This window comes from Campylobacter concisus, assembly GCF_015229955.1.
Classification (GTDB): Bacteria; Campylobacterota; Campylobacteria; order Campylobacterales; family Campylobacteraceae; genus Campylobacter_A; species Campylobacter_A concisus_AT.
This window is the reverse complement of sequence record NZ_JAAKYZ010000006.1, coordinates 65,015-90,274: the sequence shown is the minus strand read 5'-3', so window position 1 is coordinate 90,274 and position 25,260 is coordinate 65,015. Positions and strand designations below refer to the sequence as shown.

At 38.8% G+C, this 25,260-nt stretch carries 18 protein-coding genes, 2 tRNA genes and 3 rRNA genes; 14 read left to right on the top strand and 9 right to left on the bottom strand.

Features of this window, described 5'->3' with window-relative positions; translation table 11 throughout:
- Positions 1–369 precede the first annotated feature (369 nt).
- The 6 genes from G6W45_RS08500 (at position 370) to G6W45_RS10120 (ending at position 6,290) form a co-directional block, all read left to right on the top strand.
- Positions 370–1,880, top strand: a 16S ribosomal RNA gene (locus tag G6W45_RS08500).
- Positions 1,881–1,974: 94 nt separating this feature from the next.
- A tRNA-Ile gene (locus G6W45_RS08495) sits at positions 1,975–2,051 on the top strand.
- A 12-nt stretch (positions 2,052–2,063) separates the two neighbouring features.
- Positions 2,064–2,139 (top strand) — tRNA-Ala (locus tag G6W45_RS08490).
- 326 nt (positions 2,140–2,465) lie between these two features.
- Positions 2,466–5,369 (top strand): 23S ribosomal RNA (locus tag G6W45_RS08485).
- A 133-nt stretch (positions 5,370–5,502) separates the two neighbouring features.
- Positions 5,503–5,621, top strand: a 5S ribosomal RNA gene (gene rrf, locus G6W45_RS08480).
- The 16S, 23S and 5S rRNA genes sit together here with 2 tRNA genes alongside, the layout of an rRNA operon.
- Before the next feature lie 222 nt (positions 5,622–5,843).
- Positions 5,844–6,290, top strand: coding sequence for a ComEA family DNA-binding protein (locus G6W45_RS10120; RefSeq protein WP_196780161.1), 447 nt, complete (start codon positions 5,844–5,846; stop codon positions 6,288–6,290).
- A gap of 373 nt (positions 6,291–6,663) precedes the next feature.
- Here the strand turns inward: G6W45_RS10120 and truA are convergent, their stop codons facing one another.
- Genes truA through glmU form a run of 7 tightly spaced genes read right to left on the bottom strand, consistent with a single transcriptional unit; the run spans position 6,664 to position 13,039 of the window.
- Positions 6,664–7,395, bottom strand: coding sequence for a tRNA pseudouridine(38-40) synthase TruA (gene truA / locus G6W45_RS08470; RefSeq protein WP_194168182.1), 732 nt, complete (start codon positions 7,393–7,395; stop codon positions 6,664–6,666).
- On the bottom strand, positions 7,395–8,423 hold the full coding sequence (locus G6W45_RS08465) for an LptF/LptG family permease (RefSeq protein ID WP_194168181.1): 1,029 nt from the start codon (positions 8,421–8,423) through the stop codon (positions 7,395–7,397). The genes truA and G6W45_RS08465 overlap by 1 nt, the downstream gene beginning before the upstream one ends.
- The gene (locus tag G6W45_RS08460; protein ID WP_194168186.1) at positions 8,416–9,204 is read right to left on the bottom strand and encodes a prepilin peptidase; all 789 of its coding nucleotides are present in this window, start codon (positions 9,202–9,204) and stop codon (positions 8,416–8,418) included. Before G6W45_RS08460 ends, G6W45_RS08465 begins: the two co-directional genes overlap by 8 nt.
- Positions 9,205–9,211: 7 nt before the next feature.
- A complete protein-coding gene (gene uppS / locus G6W45_RS08455) occupies positions 9,212–9,883 on the bottom strand; it encodes a polyprenyl diphosphate synthase (RefSeq protein ID WP_194168180.1) in 672 nt (223 codons plus the stop codon).
- Positions 9,884–9,886: 3 nt separating this feature from the next.
- Positions 9,887–10,573: a hypothetical protein gene (locus G6W45_RS08450; protein ID WP_194168179.1), complete on the bottom strand. Its 687-nt coding sequence runs from the start codon at positions 10,571–10,573 to the stop codon at positions 9,887–9,889.
- Positions 10,570–11,742, bottom strand: a complete 1,173-nt coding sequence (coaBC, locus tag G6W45_RS08445; protein ID WP_194168185.1) for a bifunctional phosphopantothenoylcysteine decarboxylase/phosphopantothenate--cysteine ligase CoaBC — start codon at positions 11,740–11,742, stop codon at positions 10,570–10,572. The genes G6W45_RS08450 and coaBC overlap by 4 nt, the downstream gene beginning before the upstream one ends.
- Positions 11,729–13,039, bottom strand: a complete 1,311-nt coding sequence (gene glmU, locus G6W45_RS08440) for a bifunctional UDP-N-acetylglucosamine diphosphorylase/glucosamine-1-phosphate N-acetyltransferase GlmU (RefSeq protein WP_194168178.1) — start codon at positions 13,037–13,039, stop codon at positions 11,729–11,731. Before glmU ends, coaBC begins: the two co-directional genes overlap by 14 nt.
- Positions 13,040–13,175: 136 nt before the next feature.
- On the opposite strand from glmU, the gene G6W45_RS08435 reads away from it, so the two are divergent.
- The 8 genes from G6W45_RS08435 to G6W45_RS08400 are packed head-to-tail and all read left to right on the top strand — an operon-like array spanning position 13,176 to position 22,572.
- Complete coding sequence (locus G6W45_RS08435; RefSeq protein ID WP_194168177.1) at positions 13,176–13,943, top strand: motility protein A; 768 nt, start codon at positions 13,176–13,178, stop codon at positions 13,941–13,943.
- A complete protein-coding gene (locus tag G6W45_RS08430) occupies positions 13,943–14,722 on the top strand; it encodes an OmpA/MotB family protein (protein ID WP_035167452.1) in 780 nt (259 codons plus the stop codon). Before G6W45_RS08435 ends, G6W45_RS08430 begins: the two co-directional genes overlap by 1 nt.
- A gap of 11 nt (positions 14,723–14,733) precedes the next feature.
- Positions 14,734–15,456: a flagellar type III secretion system pore protein FliP gene (gene fliP, locus G6W45_RS08425; RefSeq protein ID WP_196780167.1), complete on the top strand. Its 723-nt coding sequence runs from the start codon at positions 14,734–14,736 to the stop codon at positions 15,454–15,456.
- Entirely contained in the window at positions 15,456–16,721 is a 1,266-nt protein-coding gene (locus tag G6W45_RS08420; protein ID WP_194168175.1) for a TolC family protein, read from the top strand. The genes fliP and G6W45_RS08420 overlap by 1 nt, the downstream gene beginning before the upstream one ends.
- On the top strand, positions 16,718–17,461 hold the full coding sequence (locus G6W45_RS08415) for an efflux RND transporter periplasmic adaptor subunit (protein ID WP_194168174.1): 744 nt from the start codon (positions 16,718–16,720) through the stop codon (positions 17,459–17,461). The genes G6W45_RS08420 and G6W45_RS08415 overlap by 4 nt, the downstream gene beginning before the upstream one ends.
- Positions 17,458–20,484, top strand: a complete 3,027-nt coding sequence (locus tag G6W45_RS08410; protein ID WP_194168173.1) for an efflux RND transporter permease subunit — start codon at positions 17,458–17,460, stop codon at positions 20,482–20,484. Before G6W45_RS08415 ends, G6W45_RS08410 begins: the two co-directional genes overlap by 4 nt.
- Positions 20,481–21,716 (top strand): TolC family protein, encoded by a 1,236-nt coding sequence (locus tag G6W45_RS08405; RefSeq protein WP_194168172.1) that lies wholly within the window; start codon positions 20,481–20,483, stop codon positions 21,714–21,716. The genes G6W45_RS08410 and G6W45_RS08405 overlap by 4 nt, the downstream gene beginning before the upstream one ends.
- A complete protein-coding gene (locus G6W45_RS08400) occupies positions 21,709–22,572 on the top strand; it encodes an EamA family transporter (protein WP_194168171.1) in 864 nt (287 codons plus the stop codon). The genes G6W45_RS08405 and G6W45_RS08400 overlap by 8 nt, the downstream gene beginning before the upstream one ends.
- Here G6W45_RS08400 and G6W45_RS08395 read toward each other — a convergent pair.
- Entirely contained in the window at positions 22,569–23,843 is a 1,275-nt protein-coding gene (locus G6W45_RS08395) for a ComEC/Rec2 family competence protein (protein ID WP_194168170.1), read from the bottom strand. The genes G6W45_RS08400 and G6W45_RS08395 overlap by 4 nt on opposite strands.
- A complete protein-coding gene (locus G6W45_RS08390) occupies positions 23,843–25,255 on the bottom strand; it encodes a replicative DNA helicase (RefSeq protein ID WP_087577932.1) in 1,413 nt (470 codons plus the stop codon). The genes G6W45_RS08395 and G6W45_RS08390 overlap by 1 nt, the downstream gene beginning before the upstream one ends.
- Between the last annotated feature and the right edge of the window lie 5 nt (positions 25,256–25,260).

The following is a 25,260-nucleotide window of genomic DNA, read 5'->3' as shown; positions in this document are numbered from 1 at the left end:
AAACTAAACCCTATAAACCTATAATAAAAATACATAACTTAAAATTTTTAATCGCCAACAATTTTTTCTCAAATTCCCTAATTATTTCAACTATCTTTAAGTATTGCTCATATATAATTCCAGCTCACGAAACGAGAAACCACCTTTAACTTCATTGGTTAATAAAGCCTTTTCTTTTTATCGTTGTTCTTTTAACTTACAATTGTTAAACTATTAGTCAATCTTTGAAATCTAAACAAGTGATCGATTGAGCCAGTCTATTATTTTATAATTTATAATAGATTAGACAAACTAATAAATAAAACTAAAAGTTTTTTTGATTAAAAACTTCATAATAAAATCCTATCAAATAAATTTTGCTAGGTAATTAATATGGAGAGTTTGATCCTGGCTCAGAGTGAACGCTGGCGGCGTGCCTAATACATGCAAGTCGAACGGACAAGTAAGAGCTTGCTCTTATGAGTTAGTGGCGCACGGGTGAGTAATGTATAGCTAATCTGCCCTACACTAGAGGACAACAGTTGGAAACGGCTGCTAATACTCTATAATCCTGTCTTACATAAGTTAGATAGGGAAAGTTTTTCGGTGTAGGATGAGGCTATATTGTATCAGCTAGTTGGTGAGGTAATGGCTCACCAAGGCTATGACGCATAACTGGTCTGAGAGGATGATCAGTCACACTGGAACTGAGACACGGTCCAGACTCCTACGGGAGGCAGCAGTAGGGAATATTGCTCAATGGGGGAAACCCTGAAGCAGCAACGCCGCGTGGAGGATGACACTTTTCGGAGCGTAAACTCCTTTTGTTAGGGAAGAATAATGACGGTACCTAACGAATAAGCACCGGCTAACTCCGTGCCAGCAGCCGCGGTAATACGGAGGGTGCAAGCGTTACTCGGAATCACTGGGCGTAAAGGACGCGTAGGCGGATTATCAAGTCTCTTGTGAAATCCTATGGCTTAACCATAGAACTGCTTGGGAAACTGGTAATCTAGAGTGAGGGAGAGGCAGATGGAATTGGTGGTGTAGGGGTAAAATCCGTAGAGATCACCAGGAATACCCATTGCGAAGGCGATCTGCTGGAACTCAACTGACGCTAATGCGTGAAAGCGTGGGGAGCAAACAGGATTAGATACCCTGGTAGTCCACGCCCTAAACGATGTATACTAGTTGTTGCTAAGCTAGTCTTGGCAGTAATGCACCTAACGGATTAAGTATACCGCCTGGGGAGTACGGTCGCAAGATTAAAACTCAAAGGAATAGACGGGGACCCGCACAAGCGGTGGAGCATGTGGTTTAATTCGAAGATACGCGAAGAACCTTACCCGGACTTGATATCTAACAAATCATCTAGAGATAGAAGAGTGTCTGCTTGCAGAAATGTTAAGACAGGTGCTGCACGGCTGTCGTCAGCTCGTGTCGTGAGATGTTGGGTTAAGTCCCGCAACGAGCGCAACCCACGTCATTAGTTGCTAACAGTTCGGCTGAGCACTCTAATGAGACTGCCTTCGTAAGGAGGAGGAAGGTGTGGACGACGTCAAGTCATCATGGCCCTTATGTCCGGGGCGACACACGTGCTACAATGGCATATACAATGAGAAGCAATATCGCGAGATGGAGCAAATCTATAAAATATGTCCCAGTTCGGATTGGAGTCTGCAACTCGACTCCATGAAGCCGGAATCGCTAGTAATCGTAGATCAGCCATGCTACGGTGAATACGTTCCCGGGTCTTGTACTCACCGCCCGTCACACCATGGGAGTTGATTTCACTCGAAGCCGGAATACTAAATTAGTTACCGTCCACAGTGGAATCAGCGACTGGGGTGAAGTCGTAACAAGGTAACCGTAGGAGAACCTGCGGTTGGATCACCTCCTTTCTAGAGTACATATAGATATTCTCTCACAAGATATCTATAAGAAAGATATTCTCAATCATCCTTGTTTAGTTTTGAAAGATTGATAGACCTATAGGGGCCTATAGCTCAGCTGGTTAGAGTGCACCCCTGATAAGGGTGAGGTCACAAGTTCAAGTCTTGTTAGGCCCACCAGAGAATTTAATTGGGGAATTAGCTCAGCTGGGAGAGCGCCTGCTTTGCACGCAGGAGGTCAGCGGTTCGATCCCGCTATTCTCCACCATAAAATAGTTTAACTATATTAAGTCTAATTAGAGAGCTTAAAAATTAAACTTTCTAATTAGACTTTTGTCTAAATGTTCTTTTAATTAATATTGTTAATAGTCACAAGCAAGTTTTAAAAACAATTTTACAGGACTTGTTAAAGATTTAAATTTCTATTCTCTTTGCATTTAATGCAAAAGTTTGACATCACAATCTATTTAGGATTTAAAACTTATCTAAATAGTAGTCAATGCTTTCCGTCTTGAGAGCTAGAATTTAAATATAGTAACATAAAGTTATCTTTAACAAGGAAGTGATGCGAATTAGAATAATCTAATATAGAAAAGGTAAGCTACAAAGAGCAAGTGGTGGATGCCTTGGCTAGTAGAGGCGATGAAAGACGTGCCAGGCTGCGATAAGTCTCGGGGAGCCGTCAAGGGGCTTTGATCCGGGAATTTCTGAATGGGGCAACCCAGTTAAGCGCGAGCTTAACTACCTAATATGGAGCGAACGAGGGGAATTGAAACATCTTAGTACCCTCAGGAAAAGAAATCAAAAGAGATTACGCTAGTAGCGGCGAGCGAACGCGTAAGAGGGCAAACCGTTAGTTTACTAACGGGGTTGTAGGACTGCAATATAGACTAAACTTAGCTAATAGAATAATCTGGAAAGATTAAGCATAGAGGGTGATACTCCCGTATATGAAAGCTTTGTTTTACTTAGCAGTATCCTGAGTAGGGCGGAACACGTGATATTCTGTCTGAAGCTGGGTAGACCACTATCCAACCCTAAATACTACTACTAGACCGATAGTGCACAAGTACCGTGAGGGAAAGGTGAAAAGAACTGAGGTGATCAGAGTGAAATAGAACCTGAAACCATTTGCTTACAATCATTCAGAGCCCTATGATTTATCAGGGTGATGGACTGCCTTTTGCATAATGAGCCTGCGAGTTGTGATGTCTGGCAAGGTTAAGGAAACCCGGAGCCGTAGCGAAAGCAAGTCTTAATAGGGCGTTTAGTCAGACGTTGCAGACCCGAAACGATGTGATCTATCCATGAGCAGGTTGAAACCGGTGTAAGAGCCGGTGGAGGACCGAACCCGCTAGCGTTGAAAAGCTATGGGATGACTTGTGGATAGGGGTGAAAGGCCAATCAAACATCGTGATAGCTGGTTCTCTCCGAAATATATTTAGGTATAGCGTCATGTAGTAACACTGGGGGGTAGAGCACTGAATGGGCTAGGGCATACACCAATGTACCAAACCCTATCAAACTCCGAATACCTAGTGTGTAATCATGGCAGTCAGGCGGCGAGTGATAAAATCCGTCGTCGAGAGGGGAACAACCCAGACTAACAGCTAAGGTCCCTAAATCTCATTTAAGTGGAAAACGATGTGGAGTTACTTAAACAACCAGGAGGTTGGCTTAGAAGCAGCCATCCTTTAAAGAAAGCGTAATAGCTCACTGGTCTAGTGATTCTGCGCGGAAAATATAACGGGGCTAAAATGAGTACCGAAGCTTTAGACTTAGTTTTACTAAGTGGTAGGAGAGCGTTGTATTTGCGTTGAAGGTATACCGGTAAGGAGTGCTGGAGCGAATACAAGTGAGCATGCAGGCATGAGTAGCGATAATTGGGGTGAGAATCCCCAACGCCGTAAACCCAAGGTTTCCTACGCGATGCTCGTCATCGTAGGGTTAGCCGGGTCCTAAGCAAAGTCCGAAAGGGGTATGCGATGGAAAATTGGTTAATATTCCAATGCCAACTATAATGTGCGATGGAAGGACGCTTAGAGTTAAGCAAGCTAGCGGATGGTAGTGCTAGTCGAAAGGTGTAGGTTAAGATCCAGGCAAATCCGGATCTTTTTAAGCCGAGACCCCATAGGCGTTTGAAGTTCTTCGGAATGGATAGCGAATTGCCGATACTGTCGAGCCAAGAAAAGTTTCTAAGTTTAGTTATAGTTGCCCGTACCGTAAACCGACACAGGTGGGTGGGATGAGTATTCTAAGGCGCGTGGAAGAACTCTCTTCAAGGAACTCTGCAAAATAGCACCGTATCTTCGGTATAAGGTGTGCCTAACTTTGTGAAGGATTTACTCCGTAAGCATTGAAGGTTACAACAAAGAGTCCCTCCCGACTGTTTACCAAAAACACAGCACTCTGCTAACTCGTAAGAGGATGTATAGGGTGTGACGCCTGCCCGGTGCTCGAAGGTTAATTGATGACGTTAGCTCTGCGAAGCGTTTGATCGAAGCCCGAGTAAACGGCGGCCGTAACTATAACGGTCCTAAGGTAGCGAAATTCCTTGTCGATTAAATATCGACCTGCATGAATGGCGTAACGAGATGGGAGCTGTCTCGAAGAGGGATCCAGTGAAATTGTAGTGGAGGTGAAAATTCCTCCTACCCGCGGCAAGACGGAAAGACCCCGTGGACCTTTACTACAGCTTGACACTGCTATTGGGATAAAAATGTGCAGGATAGGTGGGAGGCTTTGATCCATAGACGCCAGTTTATGGTGAGCCATTGTTGAGATACCACTCTTTTTTATTCTGATAGCTAACTAGCTTGAGTTATCCTCAAGTAGGACAATGTCTGGTGGGTAGTTTGACTGGGGCGGTCGCCTCCCAAAATGTAACGGAGGCTTACAAAGGTTGGCTCAGAACGGTTGGAAATCGTTCGTAGAGTATAAAGGCATAAGCCAGCTTAACTGCGAGACATACACGTCAAGCAGAGACGAAAGTCGGTCTTAGTGATCCGGTGGTTCTGTGTGGAAGGGCCATCGCTCAAAGGATAAAAGGTACCCCGGGGATAACAGGCTGATCTCCCCCAAGAGCTCACATCGACGGGGAGGTTTGGCACCTCGATGTCGGCTCATCGCATCCTGGGGCTGGAGCAGGTCCCAAGGGTATGGCTGTTCGCCATTTAAAGCGGTACGCGAGCTGGGTTCAGAACGTCGTGAGACAGTTCGGTCCCTATCTGCCGTGGGCGCAAGAAGATTGAGGAGAGTTGACCCTAGTACGAGAGGACCGGGTCGAACCAACCACTGGTGTACGAGTTGTTCTGCCAAGAGCACCGCTCGGTAGCTATGTTGGGATGTGATAACTGCTGAAAGCATCTAAGCAGGAAGCCAACTCCAAGATGAATCTTCTTTTAAGAGCTCATATAGACTATGTGTTTGATAGGCTGGGTGTGTAATGGATGAAAGTCCTTTAGCTGACCAGTACTAATAGCTCGTCTGCTTATCTTTTAATAAGCATCACTTCCTTGTTAAGGATAAAAACTTAATAAGATATGTTTTTATAAAACTTTGTTTATGACTTTTAACTTTATCAAGTAGTGTTAAATAAGAGATTTATATGATATATCTTTTATTTAACACTGCCCGTGACTATACAGACGAGGAAACGCCTTGCTCCATCTCGAACCAAGAAGCTAAGCTCGTCCTGGCTGATGATACTCTCCCTTACTGGGATGTTGGAAAAGTAGGTCGTTGCGGGCTTTGTTAATTTTTAATCTTCTTTATCTAAACAATCTTCTTTTAGTATTATTTTTTTAATTTATAACAAAATATCAAATCTTACATTTATTTATATTTTTAAATAATCAGACTTTTTATCTTTACATTTATAAATATCTTTTAGCTTATGCTTTTATACGAATATTGACTAAAAACACCAAATATGATAGACTCCAAACCCAAATTTACCCAAAAAGGACAAAAATGAAAAAGATTATATTCTCACTATTAGCAGCAGCTTCTACATTACTAGCAGCCATAAATTTAAACACCGCCACAAAAGAAGAGTTAATGAGCTTAGATGGTATAGGTTCTTCAAAGGCAGATGCAATAATAGAGTATAGAAAAGCGAATAAATTTAACTCAATAGAAGACATAAAAAATGTAAATGGTATAGGTGATAAGACATTTGAAAATCTAAAATCAGATATATCAGTATCAGGCACTACAAAGATAGATGACACAAAATCAAAAATAAAATCTAAAAAAAATGAGATAAAAGAAAAAGCAAGTAAAAAGAGTGATGAAGTAAAAGAGAAAAAAGATAGTGCAAAAGATAATAGTATAAAAGAGATAAAAGATAAGAAAGAAAAGCTAAAAGATAAAGCAGAGAAAAAGAGTAAATCTAAAAAAGAGAAAAGCAAAGAGTAATAAAAGCTAGAAATTTATAAAAATTCTTACATAAAGTATATAAAAATAGTTAGGAGTACATGGTGCTCCTAATAAATAAAATAGATTGGTTTTTTATATATCTGCCCACTTTTTAATTCTATAACTTAGTTTACCTACTTTTAAATTTTATAAATTAATAAGTTCATCTAATAGATCTTGTAAAGTAATGCTTCTTAGTTCACTTTCTAAAGCTTCTTGTGCTTTTAGGAAGTGGTTGGTTAAGGATTTAGGGTGTTAGTTATAGGTGAGAGAGGACTTTAGGTGGGGGTAATGTGCAAACTAGTTATAAATCCTGGCTTATAAGATTCTCTATTTAATATTAAGTAAGCCTCCTATTGAATATTCTAAATACCTAGTTAAATTTATAAAAAACTCTATTTAGATAAAGTCCTTCAGCTGGAGCTGGGATACGAGTTAAGGCAAGGTGTCCATTAAGCGAAGCATTGATGAGCTCACCGCCATTTTTTATACTTAAAGCTTTAAGTAGATTTGCAATCATAAGCCGTACTTGGGCGCGCAAAAAGCCATTAGCTTTAAAAACTATGATAGTTTGATTTTTGTATTCATAACAAAATGCCTTAAAAATTTCTCGCACCGGGCTTTTTGTGTCACTTCCTGTTTTCATATAGGAGCTAAAATCATGCTCGCCAACAAAATTAGATAAAATTTCATTTGCTTTTTTGATATCAAATTTTGGCAAAAAGACTTTATAGTTTGAGCTAAAAACATCAAACTCTCCATGATCTATAATGTATCTATAAGACCTTGCTACGGCGTCAAATCTTGCTTGAAAATTTTCATCAACTAAATTTATACGTTTTATATGAATATTTGGGTGGGCATGGCGGTTGATTAGCTCTTTTAAGTGTTCAAAATTTTTAAAATGATCGCCACAAATTACGCTTGAGCTTTGATTGATCGCATGGACGTTTTTGTCCGTACGTGAGCTAGAGACTATTTTTTCAAATATTCCAACGTGAGCTAGAGCACGCGAAAGCTCATCTTCTACGCCATTTTCATGCGGCTGAGTTTGTGAGCCTTGAAATTTGGAGCCATCGTAGCTATAAATTAATTGGATTTTCATTAGTATCTTCGCATGATCTTAGCTTTAAAAAGCAAAATCCCTGCCAATAAAAAGACAAAAAATATGAGCGGAATCGCAAAAGCTGGTTTTGATGAAAATAGCATTATGAGCGTAAAATAGCCAAATAAAACGCCAAATGTCCCAACATAAACCATGCCCTTTTCATATCTATAAGTAACGATGCCAAAGCTTATGGCAAAAAGTGTACTGGCAAGTGGAAATAGTGCAACAAGTACATACGTACTAAGATCTTTTCTTCTTTTTTCACTACTATTTGCCTCCGCCCAGTACTCTTTTATACTGCCTATATCGCTTATCTCTTCACTTTGGGCAGTCCTTATCTTCATAGATTTGAAGTTACTTTGGTGATAAATTTCATCTTTTATGTCATACATTTTTCCATCTAATAAAGAGAGTTCGATGCTTTGATTTGTATTAGTGATCTTTGCATTTTTTGCAGTGATTAAGCGTTGGGAGTCTTTAATGTAAGGATTAAACATCACGATATCTTTATAAGTAGTGCCATTATTATCTTGCATTTCACTACCCACATAGACCATCCAGTCAGAAAATTTTTGTCCAAACTGAGTTGGCTTTAAATTCAGCTTTGCAACAGTCTTTTTATAATCAATAAAATTTGCATTTAGCTGCGCGGCTATTGGTATCATTATGGTAGCAATTACAAGTAGAGCGGTGCTTAAAAATGCTGAAAATATTAAGAAAAATTTAGCAATTTTATTTGGTGAGCCACCAAGCGTAAAAATAATGATACTTTCATTCTCTTTTGATAATCTAAAAAGTGTCATCGCAAGTGATACAAAAAATGCGATAGGCACGACAAAAAGTAGTACACGTGGAAGCATAAATGAGTAGAGTTTAAAAAGCTCACCAAAACTGATCTCAATATAAGAAGTGATGCGTGCGATCTGGATGAAAAATACGATCGACATGATCAAAAAAAGCGTACTAAATAGCGATGCAAAAGTCCCTAGGAAGTTAAACAAAAGATATCTATTCACTCTACTCATAAATAAACCTTAAAATTTCTAAAATTTGCTCTTTAAAAGCGTATGTAATAAGTAATCCAAGACTTAAAAACGGCACAAAAGCCAGCTCATAGCCCTTTTTTTGAACGACCGCATAGACTGGAAGTGTAAAAAGTGCTGCAAGATAGATCGCCACTAGAGCCAGTTTGACTGGCAAGATAGCTCCGATGATCGCTGCTATAAAGATATCTGCACTACCCATCGCTTCTTTTTTTATGGCAAAACTTACAACAAATCTAAGCACCCAAAAGATAAGTGCAAAAAGGAATAAATTTAAAATCTGGGCAAAATTTCCTTTAAATATAAAAAGCATCAGAGCGTAGATAAATGCGAAAAATAGCGCCGCAAAAAGAAGCGGATCTGGCACAGCTTTATATCTTATATCTATGACGCTAAGAGCTAGTAGCATGATAAAGCAAAGCCCTAAAAATAGCGCGTAAAGCAGTGTTTCTACACTTAAAATTTCGCCGCACTCTTTAAAAAAACAGATCAAAAAAAGTATCCCAGAAACTAGCTCGATCACTGGATAGATGGGGCTTATTTTTTGCTTACAAAAGGCACATTTGCCACCTAAAAATAGCCACGAAAAAATTGGAATATTGTGATAAAAATTTAGCTTATGATCACAGTCTGGGCAATGAGAAGCTGGAAAATTTATACTCTCATTTCGTGGCAAGCGATATATCAGCACATTTGAAAATGAGCCCACGCAAATACCCAAAACAAAAGCAAAAACGGCAAAAAAGATGACTAAATTATCCATTATCTTGCTAAACTCCGCCAAATCTTCGCTCTATATTTTTAAATTTGCTAACGATGCTTGTAAGCTCATCCTTGCTAAAGTCAGGCCAAAGTGTTGGCGTAAAAAATAGCTCCGCGTAGCTTGCTTGCCAAAGCATAAAATTTGAAAGCCTGCTCTCGCCACCAGTCCTAATGAGAAGATCCACCGGCTCACTCTCATCAAGTGCTGCATTTAGGCTTGCTTCGTTTATCTCTGTACCTTTTAAATTTAGCTTTCTCACAGCTCTAATAATCTCGTCTTTTGAGCCGTAGTTTATAGCTAAATTTAATAATAAATTTTTATTCTCTTTTGTAGCGTTTTTGGTGATTTCTATCTCATTTTTTAGCTCGTCACTAAATGGCGAAATATCGCCGATCGTATTAAATTTGATATCATTTTTTATAAAATCAGCACGTTTTAAAATGAGAAATTTCTTAAGTAAATTCATCAAAAACTCGACCTCTTTTTGCGGCCTTTTCCAGTTTTCAGTACTAAACGCGTAAAGGCTTAAAATTTTCACGCCATTATCGATACAAAATTCGCACATATCGCTTACTACATTTGCTCCAGCTTCGTGCCCATTTGTCCGCAAAAATCCACGTTTTTTAGCCCAGCGTCCATTTCCATCCATGATAATAGCAATGTGGTTTAATTCATTCAATCTTTAGCCTTTTATATCAATAATTTGTTCTTTTTTACTCCAAAGAGCACTCACATTTTGCACTGTTATGTTGGCGCTAAATTCACTTTTTAACAAGCTAGCTACATTATTAAATGGGGTCGCGATCTCGTATAAAACTTCATCTTTAAATTTAAAAATGAGTGGAGCAAAATTTGAAAATATTAAAAAAATTTTCATATCATTCTCCTCTTTTTTTAGCTGAAAAACGCCGTTTATGCCATTATAAATAAATGGTATATGCAAGACATTTTCTTGCAGAGCAAAGAGCATTTTTGCTAGCACTTTCATCTCGTCTTTTGTCTTAGCTTCACTTAAACTTTTAAATAAATAGTCATAAAACCACGATAAATTCTCATTTTCTATCAAATTTTCGATAAGATTTAGCCCATCAGCCAAGACATCTTCGTCTAAAATTCTTGGCTTTTCGTATAAATTTTTTATGACGATATTCTCGCCCTGGCTTTGCACCTCGCCCCAGTATCTAGAGCCCACGTTTAGCTCTTTTGCGCTTTTTGTGTTTAAATTTCTATTTGCAAAATTTAAAATGTATCTGTTAAAACCGATCTTTTGGCTTACCAAGATACTAAGCGGAAGTGATGAATTTATCGCTACTAACGGTGAATTTGCATTTTTTACTATTTTTTGAATGCGAGAAATTTTCTCTATCATAAATTTGTTGCTAGTTTCACGATATGTCTTGCGATCTCGTCTTTTGCGGCAAGCGGTAGTAAAGTTTCATTATTTTTCGTGATGAAATTTATCTCATTTTGCTCGCTTGCAAAGCCATTTTTCTCACCCAATATATTTAGACAAACTGCGTCAAGCCCCTTTTGCTCTAGCATTGCTCTAGCGCTTTTAAGAGCACTTTCGTTTGAGATTTCAAGCTTAAAACCGATCTTTTTACAGCTAAACTCTTTTAAGCTTTGCAAAATATCGACATTTCTCTTTAGACTTAAGCTTAAAATTTCGCCAACGTCCTCTTTTTTTATCTTGCCATCAATTTTTGTCGGCATAAAATCACTTACTGCAGCACACATCACAAGTAAATTTGCACTCTCACACTCGCTCTTGCAAAGCTCTAAAAGCTCGCTACTTGAGCCAAATTTCAAAATCCCAAATGGCTCGTTTTTCGCTTCAAAGCTAGCAAGCAGCATAACATCAGCGCCAGCGTAGTAAAAAGCCCTCGCAAGCGCCATCGCCATCTTACCGCTTGAGAAATTTGTAATGGCTCTAACATCATCTATCTTTTCTGTCGTCGCGCCACCAGTGATTACTACTTTTTTGCCTACAAAAAGAGGCTTGCTAAGTCTTTTTATGACAGCTTCTACTATCATCTCAGGACTGGCAAGACCGCCCTTGCCAACGTCGCCACAAGCTAGAGTTTTTAAAACCGGCTCTACTACTAAAGCACCGTTTTTCTTTAAAATTTCAAGTGAGTTTTGCGTCGCGAAGTGCTCGATCATATTGTTATTTGCAGCTGGAGCGACAACTAGGGGCACGTGTGAGGCGGCGATTAGCGTTTGCATGAAGATATTGTCGCAGATACCAGCTGTTAGCTTATTTATCGTATTTACCGAGGCTGGAGCGATGAGAACTAGATCCATTTTAGAGTAGGCTATGTGATTTACGCCATCTTGCCAGTTTTGCGTTTGCGAGCTTAAAATTTTATGCTCGCTTAGCGCTTCAAAACTGCTTACACTACAAAAATCAAGTGCTCCGTCACTTAAAGCCACGTAAACATCAGCGCCTTTCTTTTTAAGCAGTGATAAAATTTCGAATGCCTTATAAAAGGCGATACTACCGCAAACGGATAGTAAAATTTTCTTATTTTTTAACATCGTCTTTGCCAAAGAATTTCTCAAAAAAGCCGCTTTTGTTCTCTTGTCGAGCTCTGCTAATCGCTAGCGCTCCACTCTCAACGTCTTTTGTGATGGTGCTTCCTGCTGCGATGATGACGTTATCAGCGATATTTACAGGGGCAACTAGCTGCGTATCTGAGCCAACAAAGACGTTTTTGCCGATTTTGATTTTGTATTTTGCTTTGCCATCGTAGTTGCATGTGATCGTGCCACATCCGATATTTGTGCCACTTTCTATCTCACAGTCGCCAAGATAGCTTAAGTGTCCAGCTTTTACGCCGTTAAGAACACCTTTTTTAACCTCGACGAAATTTCCTATATGCGTGTCAGAAATTTCAGAATTTGGTCTGATGTGAGCTAGCGGACCGATGTCTGAGTTTTTGATGACGCTGCTTTCTATCACCGATGAGCTTTTGATGATGCTCTCTGTGATGACGCACTCGCCAAGGATACTTACGTTTTCTTCTAGCACGCATTCGCCTTCGAATTTAGCTCTGCTATCTATAAAAATGCTCTCAGGCAAGCGCATCAAAACGCCAGCTTTCATCAAATTTTGCTTGATCTCATCTTGCATGATCTTTTCTGCAATGCTAAGCTGAAATTTATCATTTATGCCCATGAAATTTTGCTCATTAACATTTACTGCGACGCACTTTAAGCCCTTTTCATTTGCTATTTTTATGGCGTCCGTTAAATAGTACTCTTTTTGCGCGTTTTGGTTGCTTATGAGCGGTAAAATTTGCTCTATCGCCTCACGTTTAAAGCAGTAGCAGCCAGCATTTACGCTTTTTATGGCAAGCTGCGCTTCGCTCGCATCTTTTTGCTCGACGATGGCCTCAACTTTGCCGTTTTTTATGATGACTCTGCCGTATCCAAAAGGATTTGCCGCTTCAAATGAGCTCATAACCACGTCTGCTTCGGCATTTGCTAGGCGCATAAGATCGGTTGATTTTACAAGAGGCATATCGCCACAAGTTACAAGCACCTTTTCGCCGCTTAAATTTACGCTCTTTATCGCACCAGCAGTGCCTGGGAAATTTGTGTGATCTTGCTCAAAAATTTTAGTTTGAGGGAAAATTTCTTTTATTTTTTGACTAATTAACTCTTTTTCGTAATGAAGCACGACGCTAACGTCATTTGTGATCGCATAAGCTTGCTTTAATATGTGAATAATCATCGGCTCACCGCAAAGTTCAAATAGAACTTTTGGACGTTTTGATTTCATCCTGGTACCAAGACCAGCAGCTAGGATTATGATTGAAGTATTATTGTTCATTTTTAAGCCTTTTAACGTTAAAAATTTCGCAGATTGTAGCAAAAAATGGCAAACATTTTTTTTAATTTAACGATTTTTTCAACAAAAAGCTAATAGAATAGGCAATCTTAAGAATTTATAAATAAAGCGAGTTTAAATGGATTTAGGAACCGTCGTCGGCTGGGTTTTGACCCTAGTGCTTTTGTTTGGATCAATGGCGATAGGCGTTGGTATAGGACCATACATCGACGTGCCTTCGATAATGATCGTTTTTGGTGGTACTATCGGCGTTATGATGGTTGGCTTCAAGATGGAGACGCTTAAAGGTGTTGGTAAATTTTATGGAGTTGCTGTTAAGCCATCAGTCGTAGTAAATTTACCTGAGACTATAAAAAAAATAGTTGATTATTCAACTAAAGCTAGACGTGATGGTATCTTATCGCTTGAAAGCGAAGTAAATAATGAGACAAATCAGTTTTTAAAAAGAGGCCTCTCAATGGCGGTCGATGGCAATGAGCCAGATGCGATCAGAGCGCTTTTGGAGATCGATATCGATCAAACTAGTACAAGACATTCAAATAATATTAAAATTTTTGAGCAAGTTGGCGGTTTTGCGGGTGCGATGGGTATGATAGGTACGCTCATTGGTCTTGTTGCGATGCTTCTTAACATGTCAGATCCTAGTGCGATCGGCCCATCAATGGCGGTTGCCTTGCTTACGACACTTTATGGTGCGATGATAGGTAACATCATAGGTGCGCCTGTGGCAAACATCCTCTCTATTCGCGATGCTGATGAAGCACTTGAAAAACAAGTCGTGCTTGAGGGAATCATGTCGATACAAGCAGGTGATAATCCAAGAACGCTTGAAGCTAAACTCTTAGCATTTTTACCACCAAAAGATAGAAAAAGTCAGTTTGAATAATGGGTAAGTTAATAAAACCAGAAGAGTGTCCAAAATGTATGCCTGAGTGGCTAGCTGCTTTTGGTGACCTCATGTCACTTTTGCTTTGTTTTTTCGTTTTATTGCTTTCTATGGCGACAATGGATGCTAAAAAGATGGAGGCTGCTGTTGGCTCACTAGCTGGTGCTTTAAGTGTGCTTGAAGGTGGCGCTAGACCTGAAAATCAGATAGAAAAAGAGACAGATCCAGAAAATACTCGTGCAAAAAAGATAAGCAAGCAAAAGGGCTCACAAAGTGAGCTAAATATGAATGTTAAAAAGATAAATGAGCTGCTAGCTGCTAGCGGGGCACCTGAGATCACTATGGAAGAGAGCGAAGATGGCTTTATCGTAAGGCTTCCAGCGGCTATGCTTTTTGATAAAGATAGTGCTGAAATTTCTGGTGAAGATGCGAAGCTATTTTTAAAACGAATAGGCATGATTGTGGCGAAAATGCCCAATGATGTAAAAGCCGATATTATCGGCCATACAGATAATATAGAACCAAGTAAAGACTCAGCTTATAAAAATAACTGGCAGCTCTCAACTGCAAGGGCTTTAAGCGTGGTTGAAGAGCTAATCAACGATGGCGTACCACAAAATAGGATAATAGCTTCTGGCAAAGCTTCGTTTGATCCGATCGCTAGCAACAGCACAGAAGATGGTAGGGCTAAGAATAATAGAGTAGAAATTCACTTCATATCGCTTGAGCCAAAAAATAAAGAGGCTACTAAGAAAAGTATCCTTGATATGAGGAATTAGTCGTGAAAGCACTGCTTACTTTAGCGGTTTTACTTTGCACGGTTTTTGGGGCTGATCCTGCGCTACCAACTATAAATTTAAGTCTCAATTCTCCAACAAATGCCGAGCAGCTTGTGAATTCTTTAAATGTTTTACTAATTCTTACCGCACTTGCACTCGCTCCTTCGCTCATTTTTATGATGACAAGTTTTTTAAGGCTTGTTATCGTATTTTCATTTTTGCGCCAAGCGATGGGCACGCAACAAGTGCCTCCTTCAACAGTACTCATCTCGCTTGCGATGGTTCTTACATTTTTTATCATGGAGCCAGTTGGGCAAAAGAGCTATAATGATGGCATAAAGCCTTATATAGCTGAGCAGATAGGCTATGAGGAGATGCTTGATAAGAGCTTAAAGCCATTTAAAGAATTTATGGTAAAAAATACAAGAGAAAAAGACCTTGCGCTTTTCTTTAGGATTAGAAATTTACAAAATCCAGCAAATATTGAAGAGATACCGCTAAGTATCGCAATGTCAGCTTTTATGATAAGTGAGCTAAAGACATCTTTTGAGATAGCGTTTTTGCTCTATTTGCCATTTCTTGTCATCGACATGGTCGTAAGCTCAGTGCTAATGGCTATGGGTATGATGATGCTTCCTCCTGTCATGATCTCACTACCATTTAAACTGCTCATATTCGTGCTTGTTGATGGCTGGAATTTACTAATAGGAAATCTTGTAAAAAGCTTTCACTAATGAAAAATTTTTTATTCATTTTTTTGCCGGTATTTTTGCTTGGTTCAAATTTAAGTGTGATCGCAAACAAAGCAACGCAAAATGAAATTTCAAAGATCAAAGAGCTTGAGTCAAAAAGAGCAAATTTGAGCGATGAGGCTACTGTTAGCGCCTATTTACCAAGCCTTAGCCTTGAGGGCTCATACGGCAAAAATGCAAGCACTTTTCCAAGTGTAGTTGCTAAAGAGTCAGCCGGTGTGCTAGCTAGAATTGATTTTTTACTATATGATGGCGGGGCTAGAGAGGCTAGGCTAAAGATGAGCCAGCTTTTAAAAAACAAAGCCGTGATCGCTAGTGATGAAGCTAAAAACTACCTTGCATTTAAGGCTATAAATTTATATTTTAATGCAGCAGCACTTGAAAATATAATCACAGCCAAGCAAGCTCAAGCAAATTTTTTAAAAGGTGTTTTAGATAAGCTTGAAAAGGCAAATAAAGCAGGCCTTGCCGCAAAAGATGAGCTTGAAAATGTAAGAGCTAAATATTACTTAGCTAATAGCACGCAGCTTGAATACAAAAACAAAATGGAGCAAATCTTAAATGAGATAAATTTGCTAACTGGTGAGAAAATTTTGCCAGTAGCTGGAGCAAAGATGGCTGATATTAGCTCAAATTTAGCTTCAAAGAATGCCGAGCTTGATAGACTAAGCCAAGATATATTTTTAGGCGAGGCCAAGCTTAGCGAGACAAGAGCTGGCTTTTTGCCTCAAATTTTGCTTTATGACACATATGGATTTTATAAAAATAATTACGATATCGATCTAGGCAGATTTAGTTCTTACCGCTCATACGTGGATAAATACCTAAAAGAAGATACTCATGGCAATAAATTTGGTATCGCTTTTAAATGGAAAATTTTTGATTTTTTCGCCACTAGCAAGATGAGTCAGGCTCAAAAGATCGCACTTGATGAGGCAAGGCTAAATTTGGAGTATAAAAAGCGTAAAAACGAGACAAGGCTTAAAAATTTGCAAAGTGAAATCGTGGTGCTTACTTCAAAAATCGTTTCACTAAACGAATATGTAAGAGCAAGCGATTTGGCATTAAAAGCTAGCTATGAGAAGTATAACTCTGGACTTTTGGGATATAGCGACCTGCTTGAGGCACTCTCTCAAAAATTTGATGCCATTAGCCTTTTTGAGAGTGCAAAGGATGAGCTTGAGATCAAAAAAGCGGAGTTCTTTTTTGAAAATGGTGAGCCGATTTTAGAGAGGATTAGGGATTGAAAAAGCTGATAATTTTAATGATATTTTGCATCTTTTCATTTGCAGCAGAAGAAATTTTTGCTGATTTTGAAGTCTATGCTAAACAAAGCTCAAAGCTTGCATTTGAGAGCAGCGGCAAGGTGGATAAAATTTTTGTAGATGTCTCAAGCCACGTTAAAAAGGGCGACGCTTTAGCTAGTCTTGATCAAACAAGCCTTGAGATCGCTCTAAAAAAGGCAAAAAATGATCTTGAGCTGGCAAAAAATGCTAGTGAATTTGCAAAAAATACTTTAAACAAATTTACTCAAGTAAGGGACGTCACTTCAAAGCAAGAATTTGACGAGGTAAAGTATAAATTTGATGAAGCGGTACTTCGGGTTCAAAGTGCACAAATCGTTATTTTAAATGCGCAAGATCGCCTTAGAAAAGATGTTTTAAAAGCTCCATTTGATGGCGTTATCGCTAGTAAAAATATTGAGCTTGGAGAGGGTGTTTCGCCGCTTAGTCCAGCTTTTGTTTTAAATTCAAATGAGGCAAAAATTTTAATAGCAATCGACGAAAAATATGTAGATTTGGTAAAAGTTGGCGATACATTTAAATTTAAACTTGATGCAGCAAGCGATGAAAAAGAGGTAAAAATCGCGCTTATCTATCCAGAGATCAAGCGAGAGACTAGAAAATTTTACGCCGAGGCTTATGACAGCGGGCTAAAGCCTGGCATGTTTGGTCAAGGTAGAGTGCTAGTTAGTAAAAGAAAATGATAAAAACAGCCATCAACCGCCCTATAACTACATTAATGGTTTTTTTAAGCCTTGTTGTCTTTGGAATTTATTCTCTAAAGACGATGAATATAAATTTATATCCGCAAGTAAATATCCCAATCGTCAAGATTACGACTTACGCAAACGGCGATATGAACTATGTAAAAACTAAGATCACACAAAAGATCGAAGATGAAATTTCAAGCATTGAAGGTATCAAGAAAATTTACTCAACAAGCTTTGATAACCTAAGTGTGGTTAGCATCGAATTTGAACTAAATAAAGACTTAGAGAGTGCAACAAATGACGTCCGTGACAAGATGCAAAAGGCACGTCTAAATGCAAACTACGAGATAGAAAAGCTAAATGGCCTCTCATCTTCTGTCTTTAGCCTCTTTATCACAAGGCTTGATGGCAACGAAACCAAGCTCATGCAAGAGATCGATGACGTTGCAAAGCCATTTTTGGAGCGCATAAGCGGCGTTTCAAAGGTTAAGACTAATGGCTTTTTGGAACCAGCGGTTAAAATTTTACTTGATAGATTTAAGCTTGATAAAAACGCTCTTAGCGCAAATGAAGTGGCAAATTTGATAAAGGTTGAAAATTTAAAAGCACCACTGGGCAAGATAGAAAATGAAAAAATCCAAATGGCGATCAAGTCAAATTTCAGTGCTAAAAGCATAGATGAGATAAAAAATTTAACGATCAAACAAGGGGTCTTTTTAAAAGATATCGCAAGTGTTGATCTCGCTTACAAAGACGCAAACGAAGCAGCGATAATGGATAAAAAAAGTGGCGTCTTGCTGGGTCTTGAGCTAGCTCCAGACGCAAACGCTCTAACCGTGATCGCTCTAGCTAAGTCAAAGCTAGATCAGTTTAAAAGCTTGCTTGGCAATGAATACGACGTAAAAATAGCCTACGATAAGAGCGAAGTGATACAAAAGCACATTGATCAAACCGCCTTTGATATGATCCTTGGCGTCTTACTAACCATCGTGATCGTCTATCTGTTTTTAAGAAATTTCTCGATCACCATCATCTCAGTCGTAGCGATACCAACTAGCATCGTGGCGACATTTTTCATCATAAATGCCCTAGGATACGACATAAACCGCTTAAGCCTCATAGCGCTCACACTTGGCATCGGAATTTTCATCGACGATGCGATAGTTGTCACTGAAAATATCGCTAGCAAGCTAAAAGATGAGCCAAATGCCCTAAAGGCAAGCTTTGCAGGCATAAAAGAGATAGCGTTTAGCGTCTTTGCGATCTCGCTCGTGCTACTTTGCGTCTTCGTGCCTATCGCCTTTATGAGCGGCATCGTTGGCAAGTACTTTAACTCATTTGCGATGAGTGTGGCAGCTGGCATCGTCATCTCATTTTTTGTGAGCATATTTCTTGTGCCAACGCTTAGTGCTAGGTTTGTAAATGCCAAACAAAGTGGCTTTTTTCTAAAAAGCGAGCCATTTTTTGAGGCGCTTGAAAATGGCTACGAGAAAATTTTAGCTTTAGCGCTTAAATTTAAGCTCATATTTTTAGCCATAACGCTTGTGGTCGTTGTTTGCTCGTTTGGGCTGGCTAAATTTGTAGGCGGTGACTTCATGCCAAGCGAGGATAACTCGGAGTTTAACATCTACTTTAAGCTTGATCCTTCGCTTAGCCTGCAAGCTAGCAAAGAGAGGCTAAAAGATAAAATTTCACTCATAAACGCCGATCCTCAGGTCGCTTACGCCTACTTTATCCTTGGCTACACAGACGCCAAGCAGCCTTATCTTGTAAAAGCTTACGTTAGGCTAAAGGAGCTAAAAGATAGAGCTAATCACGAGCGGCAAAATGCCATCATGCAGAGGTTTCGCGACAAGCTAAAAAGTGATGATATGAGTGTCATTGTAGCTGACTTACCAGTGGTTGAAGGTGGCGATGTGCAGCCAGTTAAGCTTACTATCACATCTGAAAATGGCAAGGAGCTAGAGAAATTTGTGCCAAAGATCAGCAAGATGCTAAAAGAGATAAATGACGCAACGGACGTAAATTCGCCCGAAGAAGATCTGCTAAAGCGCGTGCAAATTTCTATAGATGAAGATAAGGCAAAAAGGCTAAATTTAGACAAAACCAGCGTTGCAAGCGCCGTTTATAGCGCATTTGGCCAAAACGAGGTCTCTATTTTTGAAAACGAAAATGGCAAAGAGTATGAGCTTTACATGCGCCTTGATGATAAATTTAGAAGCGATACAAATGATATCTTAAAGACCAAGATAAGAAGCAATGAGGGCTTTTTCGTGACACTGGGCGATGTGGCGACGATTAGTTTTGAGCAAAAGCCAGCTAGTATTTCAAGGTTTAATAGAGCCGATGAGATCAAATTTCTAGCAAATACCAAAAATAACGCTCCACTAAATAGCGTGGCAAATGAAATTTCAAAGAAGCTTGATGAAATTTTGCCAGCAAATTTCAAGTATAAATTTCTAGGATTTGTTGAGCTGATGGATGATACAAACGCTTCATTTATCTTTACGGTGAGCGCTAGTGCGGTGCTTATTTATATGGTGCTTGCTGCACTTTATGAGAGCTTTTTGCTGCCTTTTCTCATCATGCTTGCCATGCCGCTTGCCTTTTGTGGCGTGGTGATAGGGCTTTTTATAAGCGGCAATCCATTTAGTCTATTTGTCATGGTTGGCGTCATCTTGCTCTTTGGCATGGTCGGTAAAAACGCCATTTTGGTGGTTGATTTTGCAAACCACTTTGCAAATAGCGGTATGGAGGCAAACGAAGCTGTGAAAATGGCTGCTAAAAAGCGACTAAGAGCTGTTTTGATGACCACTTTTGCGATGATATTTGCTATGCTCCCTCTTGCACTTAGCAGGGGTGCTGGCTTTGAAGCCAACTCGCCTATGGCTATAAGCATCATCTTTGGGCTCATTAGCTCAACTTTGCTAAGCCTACTTGTCGTGCCTGTACTTTTTGCATGGGTTTATAATCTTGATAAATTTATAAGAAAATTTTATGAAAGGGAGAGAATTTGAAGAAAATTTTAACAGTTTTGCTCTTTGCTTTGCCTCTTTGGGCTGGAAATTTACTAGAGATCATCGCTCTGGCGCAAAGTGCAAGGCTTGAGAGTTTGAAAGAATTTAATAAAAATGAATATATAAATAAAAATAAGAGTAAAAAGCTAAATTTATCCCTTGATGGCAGATATACCTTTGTGCCTGATGAGATAAAGGGCGGATATATGACAAAGGCGGGATCGATCACGGCAAAGGTTGAGTATCTTATCTTTGACGGCGGTGCGAGCGAGGCTGCTGATAAAATTTTAGACCATAAGGGCGTGGAGAAAATCTACAAAGACGAAGAGCTGATGAACCTCACTGCTTTTCAGGTCGCAAAGGTCTATTTTAATGCCGTTGCCCTAAATTCACTTATAAATTTAGAGACAAAATTTGTGGATAGTTTTGCCAAGGCTGCGGCTGAAAATGAGTTTTGGTTTGAGTATGGCGAGATAAATAAAGCTGAGTTTGATGCGATAAATTTCACTCTTAATAAAAAAAGAGCTGAGCTTGACGAACTTGGTCTTAAGCTAGCAGAGCTAAACTCAAGGATAAATTTGCTCTCAAACGGCGAGATCGGCTTTAATACTGGCTCAAAGATAATGATGCCAGATTTTAGTAAAGATGATATAAGCGCAAAACTTGGGGCAATGGAGCAAGAAAAATTTATAAAAGAGCAGGAAAATGAGAAGCAAAAGAGCAAATTTGCTCCAAAAATTTACTTAAAAGATACGCAAAGTGTGAATAATAACAGCTTTAAAAAAGGTGAGAGAACGACTTCGCAGATGATAGGTGCTTACGCTGATGCGAACAAGCCTAGAGTGGAGTTTGAGTGGAAGCTACCTGATAGCTTAAGTCTTAGCAAGCAAAGTCAAGCTAAACGCATTGAAGAGCAAAAGGCGGCACTTGATCTAAGCGATGAAGAAAATAGGATAATCACTCGCCTAAAAGAGCTAGAAAGTACGATCAAAGGCTTAAATGCAAAGTTAAATTTGCAAGATTTGAAGCGAGATAAGCTTGATAGTGATTTTGTTGATTTGTTAAATGGCTATCTTGATGGCGAGATAAAATATGAAGAATTTTTGTTTGTGAGTGAGAAAAATTTTAGCGATAGGGCAAATTTTATACTTGATGGCGATTTACTTGAGCTAAATAAACTTGAGTATTTTTTTGAATGTGCAAGAAAAATAAATGAGGTGATAATTGAATAAACTGATCTTTGTAACCATTTTGTGGGCGTTTAGCTTTAGTTTGATAGGTGAGTTTTTAGCTGGCAAGGTTGATAGCTATTTGGCTGTTTTTATTCGGGTTGTGCTTGCGAGCTTAGTCTTTTTGCCATTTACAAAATTTCGTGGTATCAGTCCAAAGCTAGCATTTGGCATCATGGCGATCGGAGCGGTGCAAATAGGACTTATGTATCTATTTTATTACAATTCATTTTTGTATCTAAGTGTGCCAGAAGTAGCACTTTTTACCATTTTTACGCCGTTTTATGTGACGCTCATCTACGACGCATTTAGCTTTAAATTTAGACCACTTTATCTATTTAGCGTTGGCGTTGCGGTTTTTGGAGCTTTGGTTATAAAATATGGCGCTATAAACGATGGCGTATTAAAGGGCTTTTTGCTAGTGCAAGCGGCAAATATCTGCTTTGGAGCAGGGCAGAGCGCATATAAGGTACTTTTAGAAAAATTTGACGTGGATCAAAAAAATGTCTTTGGCTACTTTCACTTTGGGGCATTTTTTGTAGCTGTCGTTGCGCTTCTTACTCTTGGCAATCCAGCCAAATTTTCACTTACTTCAACGCAAATTTTAGTGCTTCTCTGGCTTGGCGTGGTCGCTAGTGGGCTAGGGTATTTTATGTGGAACAAAGGCGCTTGCGAAGTTGATAGCGGCGTGCTTGCCATCATGAATAACGCTCTTATTCCAGCTGCTATCATCGTAAATTTAGTCTTTTGGCAAAAGGATACAGACTTAACTAGGCTAATTTTAGGCGCTGTTATAATGTATATATCTTTGATAATTCACAATAAGATAATGAAATTTTATGGTATGAAGATCGCTTAGGTGTAAATTTTATAGCTGGCAATAGCAAAACACAGAAGTCCAAATAGTGGCAAAATGTAGAATATGGATCTAAATTTTATAGCTAGAAGCGAAGCGATATTATAAAAGATAAAAATAATAGCTGGCACGAAAATTTTAGTCGAGCTTAGTCTAAAATTTAAAACATTATTTAGCAAGCCATCAAAAATGTCGCCATACGAAGCGATATGAAGTGCGGCACTTAATGGATAAAAAACGCTAAAGATGTAGTTGATAGCAAGGACGCTAAGCTGCTGTAAGCTAATGAGTGGAAAGAAATAAAGCACGCAAATTTCCATTGCAAAGCAAACATATAAATTTAAAAGAATAAGATGAATGAAAGGCGAAAATTTATCTTTTAGGTGTTTAAAGTATAAAAATATGTAAAAAACGCCCATGAGTGAAAAGTAAAAACCTACACTAAAAAGAAGCTGCGGAAAGAGCGATATGCTAACAAGTGCCACTATAAAAAGTGTTTTGAAGTTTAAAATTTTAACGCCTTTTAACGCGCAATAAAATCCTAAAATGCTCATTAAGAACGCTCGCAAAAAGCTTGGTATAAAGCCTATTATAAAAAAGTAAAATGACAAGACTATAAAAACGACAATGGCTAGATCAAAGTTGTAGTTTCTAAAAGGTAAAAATCTCGTATATAAAAATTTTAAAAGCGGCCTAAATACAAAAAATATAACTGCGCTTATAAAACCTAAATGATAGCCACTTATGGCTATAAGATGCGCTATACCAAGGTGCGAGACGTCATCTCTTAACTTTGCGTCAATACTTGTGCCTAAAAATAGAGCCGAGTAGAGCTGTGAAATTTTGCTATTTTCATGCTGGGCGTAGATGAGTGATTGTAATTTTTGGTTGATATTTGGTGTGACTTTTTGTGGTAGTTTTTCGCGTGAAAAGCTAGGCATGTAAAAGAAAGAAGCAAGATAGTCTTTAAAACTAACGTCTAAATTTATGACGCTTAGAAATATATTATCTCCAGCTTTAAAGTCATCTGTTTTAGCTCCAAGTGTATAAAATGTAAACTCATCAGTTTTAAGCTTTAAAATTTGCCTTTTCTTGCCGTCATCTCCAAGCTTTTCGTAGCTAGAAATCACGGTTGCTGTTAGCTCTTGTTCGCCTTTGTCCATAAAAATTTGATATTTATGATAGCTAATAGCTAAATTTATAGAAAAAATGCAAAGGCAAAACAGGCAAAATATAGTAAAAATTTCTCTATTTTTTAAAGCTTTAAAACGCATCAGCCTTCAAATGAAACATCAGATACTGGCATTGCAGACATATCTTCAAACCTTGAGTGTTGCTTTTGAAAGAGCACATCAACTGAGCCAGTTTCACCATTTCTGTTTTTGCCAACTATGATCTCAGCCTTTTCTTGAAGTTTATTAAAGACGTGATTGCTCTTGTACTCTTTGCCCTCGGCACTTGCGCGTTTTTCTTTCTCTTTTTCTTCTTGTTCTAGATAAAACTCATCTCTATAAACAAAAAGAATGATGTCAGCATCTTGCTCGATCGCGCCTGACTCTCTTAGATCGCTTAGCATAGGGCGTTTATTTGCGCGAGATTCAAGGCTTCTATTTAGCTGAGAAAGAGCGATGATTGGCATATCTAGCTCACGTGCCAAAAGCTTTAATCCACGAGAAATTTCAGCTATTTGGACGTGACGATCAGCGTAGTTATTTGTACTCATCATAAGACCGATGTAGTCGATCACGCAAAGTGAAATTTCAGGATGCATAGCCTTTAATTTTCGCATTTGCGTTCTTACTTGATGGATGTTTACATAGCCACTATCATGCACAAAAAGCTTGCTAGCCGCAAACTCCTCGCAAGCATCGCTAAATCTAGCCAACGCTTCATCATCCATCTTTGCAGTCATTATGTCTTGAAGCGGGATAGAGGTCTTGCTCGCTAGCATTCTCATCATTATTTGCTCAGCTGGCATTTCAAGCGAGAAGAAAACAACTCCGGCATTATTTTTTAAAACCTGACTCATAAAATTTAAACAAAGTGTCGTTTTTCCCATGCCTGGACGAGCTGCGACGATGATGAGGTCTCCATTTTTAAAGCCCTTTATCATCTCATTTAGCTTTTTAAATCCAGTATCAAGTCCAACGATATCTTTTTCACCAAGCAAGGCCTGAGCATTAATATGATCCATCATTTTCATGATGATCTCTTTGCCTTCTTTTATAACTCCAGTGCTTCCACCTTCTATCAAAGAGTAAAATTCCTGGCTAAGATCATCGACCATATCGCGGCTTGGCTTGTCTTCATTTACTTTGCTTGGTATATTGTGAGCGATCTTTACAAGACTTCTTTTTATAGATTTTTCTCTTAGTTCGTTTGCGTATTTTTGAATGTCTATTAGAGAGTTTGTGCCTAAAATATCTAGTATTAGCTCTTCGTCGTATTTTTCGCCAAGTCTATTTTTTAAAAATGGCATAGTTATGGGATCATCGCTATTTAGGCATGCCACCATTGCATCATATATTTGCGAATGCCCTTTTAGATAAAAATCCTTTGCCTTAATAATGTCAAAAATTTCACCTAAAATATCGTTGTTTTGCAAAATGGAGCTTAGTATAGCTCGCTCCATATCAATGTCGTAAAGGTTGGTAAATTCTATCTCGTTAACTCTTTGCTTTGCCACAACTT